General features: G+C 53.2%; 9 protein-coding genes. 4 read left to right on the top strand and 5 right to left on the bottom strand.

Translation table 11 applies throughout. The annotated features are described in order from the left end of the window. Window positions 1–23: 23 nt before the first annotated feature. A complete protein-coding gene (gene ompC / locus FN633_RS10270) occupies window positions 24–1,169 on the bottom strand; it encodes a porin OmpC (protein ID WP_154057629.1) in 1,146 nt (381 codons plus the stop codon). Window positions 1,170–1,625: 456 nt separating this feature from the next. On the opposite strand from ompC, the gene FN633_RS10265 reads away from it, so the two are divergent. Further along, window positions 1,626–2,123, top strand: a complete 498-nt coding sequence (locus FN633_RS10265; RefSeq protein ID WP_154057628.1) for a very short patch repair endonuclease — start codon at window positions 1,626–1,628, stop codon at window positions 2,121–2,123. Here FN633_RS10265 and yedA read toward each other — a convergent pair. Continuing rightward, window positions 2,098–3,009 (bottom strand): drug/metabolite exporter YedA, encoded by a 912-nt coding sequence (gene yedA, locus FN633_RS10260; RefSeq protein ID WP_154057627.1) that lies wholly within the window; start codon window positions 3,007–3,009, stop codon window positions 2,098–2,100. The two genes, FN633_RS10265 and yedA, sit on opposite strands and share 26 nt — an antisense overlap. 169 nt (window positions 3,010–3,178) lie before the next feature. Here yedA and FN633_RS10255 point away from each other — a divergent pair, with 169 nt between their 5' ends. Beyond that, window positions 3,179–4,099: a DUF808 domain-containing protein gene (locus FN633_RS10255; RefSeq protein ID WP_208674031.1), complete on the top strand. Its 921-nt coding sequence runs from the start codon at window positions 3,179–3,181 to the stop codon at window positions 4,097–4,099. Window positions 4,100–4,239: 140 nt separating this feature from the next. Further along, a complete protein-coding gene (gene dgcQ / locus FN633_RS10250; RefSeq protein ID WP_154058901.1) occupies window positions 4,240–5,904 on the top strand; it encodes a cellulose biosynthesis regulator diguanylate cyclase DgcQ in 1,665 nt (554 codons plus the stop codon). Here the strand turns inward: dgcQ and FN633_RS10245 are convergent. Together FN633_RS10245 and FN633_RS10240 are read right to left on the bottom strand one after the other, a co-directional pair. After that, entirely contained in the window at window positions 5,883–6,698 is an 816-nt protein-coding gene (locus tag FN633_RS10245; protein ID WP_154057625.1) for a mannosyl-3-phosphoglycerate phosphatase-related protein, read from the bottom strand. The two genes, dgcQ and FN633_RS10245, sit on opposite strands and share 22 nt — an antisense overlap. A 294-nt stretch (window positions 6,699–6,992) precedes the next feature. Then, the gene (locus tag FN633_RS10240; RefSeq protein WP_154057624.1) at window positions 6,993–7,175 is read right to left on the bottom strand and encodes a DUF2525 domain-containing protein; all 183 of its coding nucleotides are present in this window, start codon (window positions 7,173–7,175) and stop codon (window positions 6,993–6,995) included. A gap of 124 nt (window positions 7,176–7,299) precedes the next feature. On the opposite strand from FN633_RS10240, the gene dsrB reads away from it, so the two are divergent. Further along, window positions 7,300–7,488: a protein DsrB gene (gene dsrB / locus FN633_RS10235; RefSeq protein ID WP_042391444.1), complete on the top strand. Its 189-nt coding sequence runs from the start codon at window positions 7,300–7,302 to the stop codon at window positions 7,486–7,488. 48 nt (window positions 7,489–7,536) lie between these two features. On the opposite strand, the gene rcsA is transcribed toward dsrB, so the two are convergent. Further along, window positions 7,537–8,160 (bottom strand): transcriptional regulator RcsA, encoded by a 624-nt coding sequence (gene rcsA / locus FN633_RS10230; RefSeq protein ID WP_154057623.1) that lies wholly within the window; start codon window positions 8,158–8,160, stop codon window positions 7,537–7,539. Between the last annotated feature and the right edge of the window lie 271 nt (window positions 8,161–8,431).

Here is an 8,431-nt window from a genome sequence, read left to right as displayed (position 1 = left end):
GGGCTTTATTTTTATAACTGTTTTTAGAACTGATAAACCAGACCCAGCGCGACAACATCGTCGGTGGCGATGCCGGCGTCTTGATAGAACTGATCGTCGTCATCCAGCAGGTTGATTTTATAATCTACATAGGTAGACATGTTTTTATTGAAGTAGTAGGTTGCACCTACGTCAGCATATTTCACCAGGTCTTGGTCGGTGTTAGAGCCGTTGTAGTTAAGATCTTTGCCTTTAGACATCAGGAAAGAGACCGCTGGGCGCAGGCCAAAGTCGAACTGATATTGGGCGGTGACTTCAAAGTTCTGCGTTTTATTGGCAATACCGCCAAGATCGCCGTCATCGGTGCTGCCGTATGGGGTCATATTGCGGGTTTCGGAATACATCGCCGCCAGGTAAACATTGTTAGCATCATACTTCAGACCGGTGGTCCAGGCATCTGCTTTATCGCCGCCGGCATAGCGGCTGTCGGCTGCACTGCCCAGATTTGTTTGATCCGCAGTACGATCGGATGAAGCGTACGCCGCGCCTACGCTAAAGCCGCTGCCGATGTCATAGGTGGTGGACAGACCCCAGCCGTCGCCGTTCTCATAGCGAACATCACGTGGGCTGGCAGTACCTTCGTTGCCGTTGCCAGCGTCTTCGTTGTTGCCCTGGTACTGCACGGCAAATGCCAGACCGTCGACCAGGCCAAACATATTGTCGTTGCGGTAGGTCGCCACACCGTTGGCGCGGTTAGTCATAAAGTTATCAGCTTTAGAATAGCTGTCGCCACCGAACTCAGGCAGCATATCGGTCCAGGCTTCTACGTCGTACAGCACGCCGTAGTTGCGGCCATAGTCAAAGGAGCCGGCATCGCCTGCTTTCAGGCCAGCAAAGGCCAAACGGGTCCAGCTCTGGTTTCCGCTGGTTTCGGTGTTGTTAGCCTGCACGTTATATTCCCACTGGCCGTAACCTACCAGTTGGTCAGAGATCTGGGTTTCGCCTTTGAAGCCCATACGGACATAGGTCTGATCGCCATCAACGTTGCTATCATCAGAGAAGTAGTGTAGCCCGTCGACTTTACCGTACAGATCGAGCTTGTTACCGTTCTGGTTATAAATTTCGGCTGCATGTGCTGCGCCCGCGGCTAATAATGCCGGGACAATAATTGCCAATACTTTTCTTTTCATTATCCATGTCCTATAAATTATAGTTTATGTAAATGGTTGTGGAATACCCGAGTTGCAGTCCTGATACTAGCGATTAAGTTCATTTATTTTTAAAAGAATGATGTAAGCAAATGGTATTATTTATTGCTAAACGTTTCATTTTCATTTGTTATTTGTGGGGTGAATGGATTCGGTTGTTTTTATTTCTGTTGGTGATGTTTTGTTATATTTTTATTCAATGTTTGGTGTGGTTTTATTTATTTGGAAAATGACTGGTAAAAAAGCAAAAAAAAGCTCAGCGAGAGTCAGCTGAGCAAAATGGTGTCGAGAAGAGTGAGGGTAGTACTTAAACTACATCTTGGATTAATAACGACGAGAATAATCTCATAGTACCTTAAAAAAATCAGCCCACTATTGGCCTTACTGCTAAAATTATTACCCTATTATGAGCCAGGCAGACAGCAATGAGGGAAGAACATGGCAGACGTGCACGATAAAGCCACGCGTAGCAAAAATATGCGCGCCATCGGCACGCGTGATACGGCCATTGAGAAACGGCTTGCCGCGCTGCTAACCGAGTGCGGGCTGACGTTTCGCGTCCAGGATGCGGCGCTGCCAGGCAGGCCGGACTTTGTTGTCGATGACTACCGATGCGTTATTTTTACTCACGGCTGCTTCTGGCACCATCATGACTGCTATCTGTTTAAGGTCCCGGCCACGCGCACTGAGTTCTGGCTGGAGAAGATTGGTAAAAACGTCGAACGCGACCGGCGCGACTGCGCCCAGCTACTGGCCGAGGGCTGGCGAGTATTGATTGTCTGGGAGTGTGCGATCCGAGGACGGGCGAAGCTGAGCGATGCGGACCTTAGCGAGCGGCTTGAAGAGTGGATCTGCGGCGGCGGGGCGGCCGCGCAGATCGACACCCGGGGCATTCAGGCCTGCGGCTTGGCTACTTCTCCGCCCCGCACGGCGTAACCGTCGGACGAGCAGGCAGCAGGTACTTACCCAGCGTGACCAGCACCACCGCCAGAATGATAATCCCCAACGCCAGCCACTCAATAGGGGAGAGGCTTTCACCGGCAAACCCTGTCCCCAGCAGCACGGCCACCACCGGATTAACGTAGGCGTAGCTGGTAGCAACCGCAGGCGAAGTATTGCGGATCAGGAACATATAGGCGTTGATGGCGATAATCGAACCAAAAATCGCCAGGTAGCTTACGGCCAGCAGTCCAGAGGCCGTTGGCATCGCCGTGAGCCGCTCGCCGGTCAGCCCGGAGGCGGCCAGCAGCACCACGCCTGCGGCAAGCATCTCAATCGCCCCGGCCATCATGCCGTTGGGCAGCTCGATGCGCGAACCCAGAACAGAGCCAAAAGCCCAGCTCAGGGATCCGATGAGGATCATGCCCGCTCCCCACGGATTACCGCTCAGGTTACCGCCGCTGTTAAGCAGCACAATGCCCGACAGGCCGATGGCAATGCCAAACCACTCTAGCTTGCGCGTAGCGATGCCGAAGAAGTGGCTAAAGCAGAGGGTAAAGAGCGGAACGGTCGCTACGACCACGGCGGCAATCCCGGACGGGACATTTTGATGCTCGGCCAGCGTCACCATGCCGTTACCCACCGCCAGCAGCAGAACTCCAATCAGCGCTGCGTTAAGCAGCGGGCGCAGGGAGGGCAAACGGTGGCCGGTAATGAGCAAAAAGGCGATCAGCAGGAGACCGGCAGAGAAAAAGCGTACCCCGGCCATCATCAGCGGCGGCCAGCTCTCGACGCCGATGCGGATCGCAAAGTAGGTGGAACCCCAAATAATGTAGAGCGCAAAAAGCGCACCAATAAGCGGTAAAAGCTGCCTGAAACGCATACTCCCTCACGACAAAATTGAAATGACGCATAGAGTAAACGCCAAAACAATCAGACTGGCGAGCAATTAATTGTGTTTGTAATGTTAAAGATTTGTTGACGTTAAGGATAAATTTACGCAATGGGCTTTTATGCTCCATAATCATCCTATTATCAGCAGCTAGAGAAGGATGTTTATTTTGGCAGGAAGTAGTTTATTAACCTTACTGGATGATATTGCCACGTTGCTCGACGACATTTCATTGATGGGCAAGCTGGCGGCTAAAAAGACCGCGGGCGTATTGGGTGACGATCTGTCGCTCAACGCCCAGCAGGTTTCCGGCGTGCGGGCCAACCGCGAACTGCCGGTGGTCTGGAGCGTGGCCAAAGGCTCTTTGCTAAACAAGGTGATCCTGGTCCCGCTGGCGCTGTTGATCAGCGCCTTCATTCCCTGGGCCATTACGCCGCTGCTGATGGTCGGCGGGGCGTTTCTCTGCTTTGAGGGAGTAGAGAAGGTGCTGCATAGCCTGCACGCCCGCAAGCATAAAGAGGATCCCCAGCAGGCGCAGGAGCGGCTAAACGCAATTGCGAAACAGGATCCCAAGCAGTACGAGCGAGATAAAGTGAAAGGGGCGATCCGTACCGACTTTATCCTGTCGGCAGAGATTGTCGCCATCACGCTGGGGATTGTGGCCGATGCGCCGCTGCTTAACCAGGTGCTGGTGCTGTCGGGTATCGCCATGCTGGTCACGGTGGGCGTCTATGGTCTGGTGGGGATCATCGTTAAGCTGGACGATATGGGCTACTGGCTGGTAGAGCGGCCAGGCGCGCTGGCAAAAACCGTTGGTAAAGGATTGCTGGTGGTTGCCCCCTGGCTAATGAAAGTGCTGTCGATCGTCGGTACGCTGGCAATGTTTCTGGTGGGGGGCGGCATCGTGGTTCACGGCATTGCGCCCTTGCACCATGCCATCGAGCATTTTGCCGCAGAGCAGGGCGCGGTAATCGCCGCGACGTTGCCAACGCTGGCAAACCTGGTGCTCGGTTTTATTATTGGCCTGATTGTCGTCGGACTGGTGAAGGGCATCTCGCGTCTGCGCGGAGCCGCCCACTAGTTATCTGCCCCGGCCCGATATGAAGTCTGGCAGCGGCGTGCCGATAATAGGGATTGTAGTGACTGGATAACTTCAGCTAAAACCATGGAGACGTCGTGCCACCCTCTACCGCTGCCACAGGCTCGTCACGGCTGAATAGCATGCGCAACTATTTCGTGCCTGCTCGCGTCGTTAATCTTTGCTTTGTGATTGTGCTGGTCAGCTCAACGTTGCTGACCTGGCGCGAGGTAGTGGTGCTGGAGGATGCGTACGTTGCCAGCCAGCGTAATACCCTCGACAAAGTCTCCAGTGCGCTTGATCGACAGATGGAGATCGGGGTTAACGCGTTGCTGTTCTTCCGTAATGCGATGAGGGCAGCGGTGGAGACGCCGCTGACCTCAGAGGTGTTAAGGAACGTGCAGGGTGAGTTTGCTCAGCAGCGCGAGCAGCCTTTCTGGCGCATCAGCGTCGATCAGCGGCGCACGCTGCCGATTACCGGCGTTTCTGATGACTTCGTTGCTCGCCATCCTCTGCTTAGCCGTGACGATCCACAGATGCATAATGAGATGACCGCCGCGCTGGAAGTGGGCTATATCATGCGTCTTGCCACAGCGCTACCGGCGATGCCTAAGCACGCATGGTATGTCTCACGCGCGGGCTTTTTCCTCTCTTCACAACCCTCAGCCGTGTCGGCGGAGAGCGTTACGCGCTATGAGAGCCTGCTGGCAGAGCCCTCGTTTACCGGGCAGTCTCACCATGCTAACCGTTTTCGCGGCGTACGCTGGTTTACCTCGGCGCACCATACGGACCCGCAGGCGTCGATAGTGACGGTGAGCGTGCCGCTGGACTATGCCCAGCACTGGTACGGCGTGCTGGCAATTGACTATGCCTTCTCGTCGGTAAAGACGCTGCTGGAGGAGGCGCTCAGGGATGAAGAGCAGGGGGAGTACCAGCTCTACAATAACCAACTTGAGCAGGTCGTCACCTCGCTGCCTGCGGGCGTGCAGCCGCGGGCATTTACCCCGGCGCAGCGCCAGGCGCTGATGCAGGCAATAACCCAAAGCAATAGCGGCAGCCTGCGACTTGGCCCATCCTATGTCGTCTGGCAGAAACTCGACCGCTTTGATGGGCTGCTGCTACGCATCCATACCCTACGCGAAGGCTTGCAGGGTGATTTTGGCACCATCAGCATTGCCCTGGCGCTGCTGTGGCTGCTGTTTACCACGATGCTGCTCAGCTCCTGGATCGTCATTCGCCGCATGGTAAATAATATGTATGCGATGCAGCACTCGTTGCAGTGGCAGGCGTGGCACGATCCCCTGACGCGACTGCTTAACCGCGGCGCACTGTTTGAACGGGCAAAAGCGCTGGCGGAGCTGTGTCAGCAGCAGCACAGGCCGTTCTCGGTGATCCAGCTCGATCTCGATCACTTCAAAAACGTTAACGACCACTATGGTCACCAGGCGGGAGATTTAGTCCTGACCCAGGCCGCACGGCTAATTGGGGGCTGTATCGAGGGAGAAGATCTGGCCGGGCGCGTCGGTGGGGAGGAGTTCTGCATCGTTCTGCCGGGAAGCACGCTGCTCCAGGCGCAGCGCATTGCGGAGCGGATACGCGAACGTATCGGCCGTAAAGAGATCCTTGTCCACAATAACCAGACGGTGCGCATTAGCGCCTCGCTGGGCGTCAGCAGCGCTGAGCCGAGCGAGAGCTATGTCTTTGAATATCTACAGATGGTGGCAGACAGACGGCTCTATCTGGCCAAGTGGGCTGGGCGCAACCGCGTCTGCGCGGTTGACCCTATTCAGGATGTGCCGAACACGTGATCCAGCCCTTCATGCCAGCCTGCGGGGCCGGTCTGAGTGGTGCGATAGACCCGAGAGGGATCATCGTTGCGTAGCGTCACACCATCGCGGTTAAACCCCTTCACCACAATGGCAAAATCGACGTTGTCCAGCATGGGCGCATCGTTTGGGCCATCACCAAGACCCAGGGTCGTGTACTGCTTGCCCTCATGCTGGCAGTACTGGCGCGTCAGCCAATTTACCGCCTGATCCTTCCCGTCGCGCTGGTCAATAACGTGCCAGTAGCGTGCGCCCTGGACAAGGCGCAGGCCAAAGCGATTCAGGTCAGCATCAAATTTTGCCATCCGTTGGTCGCTATCACGCCAGATTAGCGTCTCAGAGGCTTCATGCAGCCGGGCCAGGCTCGCCTGAGCGGGCGTATAACCGGTTAGCTCAACCAGGGCAGCGACCTCAAGATCGCTAAAAGTCGTGAATTTATACCCCTCATTTTCCCGTAGCGGCGTCAGAACGGTCATAATCTGATCGTGAGTGGCACCATTAAGCAGTCGGGGCTCGTTTTTACGTGCCTCCCAGCGCGTATCAAGCTGGATCACCGCGCCATTCTCAGCAATAAACGGTTGCCCTTGTAACCCTACCATTTTCTGGATCGCTACAATCTCCGCAGCCGTCATGCTGCTGCATAGGACAACGGGTATCTCATGCTGACGCAGACGAGTTAACCACGCCTCGGCTGGCTGCCATTCGTGGGTATGACTATCAAGTAACGTACCGTCGATATCGGTAAATACCAGCAGCGTATCATTAAGGCCGGGCATGGTCTGCTCCTTTGCTAGCGCAACGGGATGGTAAGAAAAGTCTCAAATTAATAAACATGCACTTTCAATACCTGATTTAAATAGCCCGCCAAAGGCGATGCCGTCTGACTTCTCATACATTAGTCTTAAAACAGTTATACAAAATAATAATTAGGTTGATGAATATTATCTTGTACCGCAAATAATTTGCATATACATTCATATCCGCATCAGATTTCCTGGTGTAACGAATTTTCAAGTGCTTCTTGCAAACGCAAGCTTTATCCCGGTCTCCCCAGACCGGGATTTTTTCTTTTAGCGGTCCAGCTCCGCTGCGCTGCCGTCGTGAATATCTAGCTCCCAGGCGTTGGCTACCGACTGCTCTTCACCATTGCGCACGCGATCGACGGGGCGCTTCTCAGGGGCGCTGGGATCGATAGCGGCCAGCAGCGCGTCAACTTCAGCATTGTTCAACGTTTTCTCATGGCAGGTTTTCATCGTCGTGACTCCACAGGCCGTTTCCCTCAGTATAGACGGTAGAGAAAGGCAGTAATCACTACGCCAGGGCTGTCAGACCGCGAGTTTTGTTCTACACTGGCAAAATTGTGACAGGAGGAAAAGAATGAAGGTAAACGATCGGGTTACAGTTAAAACGGACGGGGGACCGCGACGTCCGGGTGTCGTACTCGCCATTGAAGAGTTTAATGAGGGTACAATGTATCTGGTTTCGCTTGATGATTACCCGCTCGGCATCTGGTTCTTTAATGAAAAAGGGCATCCGGACGGGGTATTTGTAGAGATGCAGGCGTAACGCTATCACTGCCCTCATGCCCTGGAGGGTAAGTGCCTGCTTGCCCTCTCAACGCATATTGACGAAGATGCCGCTGGTGACATAATCCGTCAGTCGTACCACGTGGTAGATAACCTGCTTATTATGCGTTTTAATTTTCCTTTTAATATTACCCTTATGTGATGATACCGTTTTGGCTTTAATATTCATCTGATCGGAGATTTGAATCGTTCCCTGGCCGGACATCCACATCCGCAGCATGCTGGATTCAGTACGGCTTAACGATAGTGTAGGGAGATTAATCCCTTTCTGCCCCTTCGCTTCTTTATTTAGGTAATCGGCGAGGAACTCATCCAGCGACTCAGGCTTAATCGATTTAGAACTAATTAATAAGTTTTTGCGCACCAGCAGGTATTCATCAAAATGGATATTTGCTATCGCCATAAACACAATAAACAACGTCTTGGGATGCTGATTAATGATTTGCTTTATATGCTGACTTTGTTCGAGATCGTGGATGAAGCAGTCTTCATTAATAAACACCACGGCGGGCCGCCAGGCCTCGCAGGCTGAGCCGAGCTCGCCGACGCTGGATACGTCTTTGATATCTCGTTTTTTCACTCCGCGGCTTGCCAGATAACCGGTTAATCCCAACCGGGTATAGCTGCATAAATCCATAATAATCGTTGACATGGCATACCCTCACTCAATGCGTAACGATAATTCACCACCTGCCTGAGCTACTCATAACAGTAAAAGGATGAAAATATTCTGAAAACCTATGAGCAGGACAGGACTTTCAGGCGAACACACTATCCCGTAAAGTTAGGTATAATTTGCCAGGAAACATCTTAAAGTAAAGTAAACTTTTGGATCTGTGATAATCATAAAAACAAATAAACCGCGTCCTGTATATCCTGGCGGGTATTAGTTAAATTCCTTTTTAGGATTATCCTCTGATCTT

It is taken from the genome of Pseudescherichia vulneris (assembly GCF_902164725.1).
In the GTDB taxonomy this organism is placed as follows: Bacteria; Pseudomonadota; Gammaproteobacteria; order Enterobacterales; family Enterobacteriaceae; genus Pseudescherichia; species Pseudescherichia vulneris.
The sequence above is the reverse complement of the archived record's forward strand: the minus strand, read 5'-3'. Positions and strand labels throughout refer to the sequence as shown.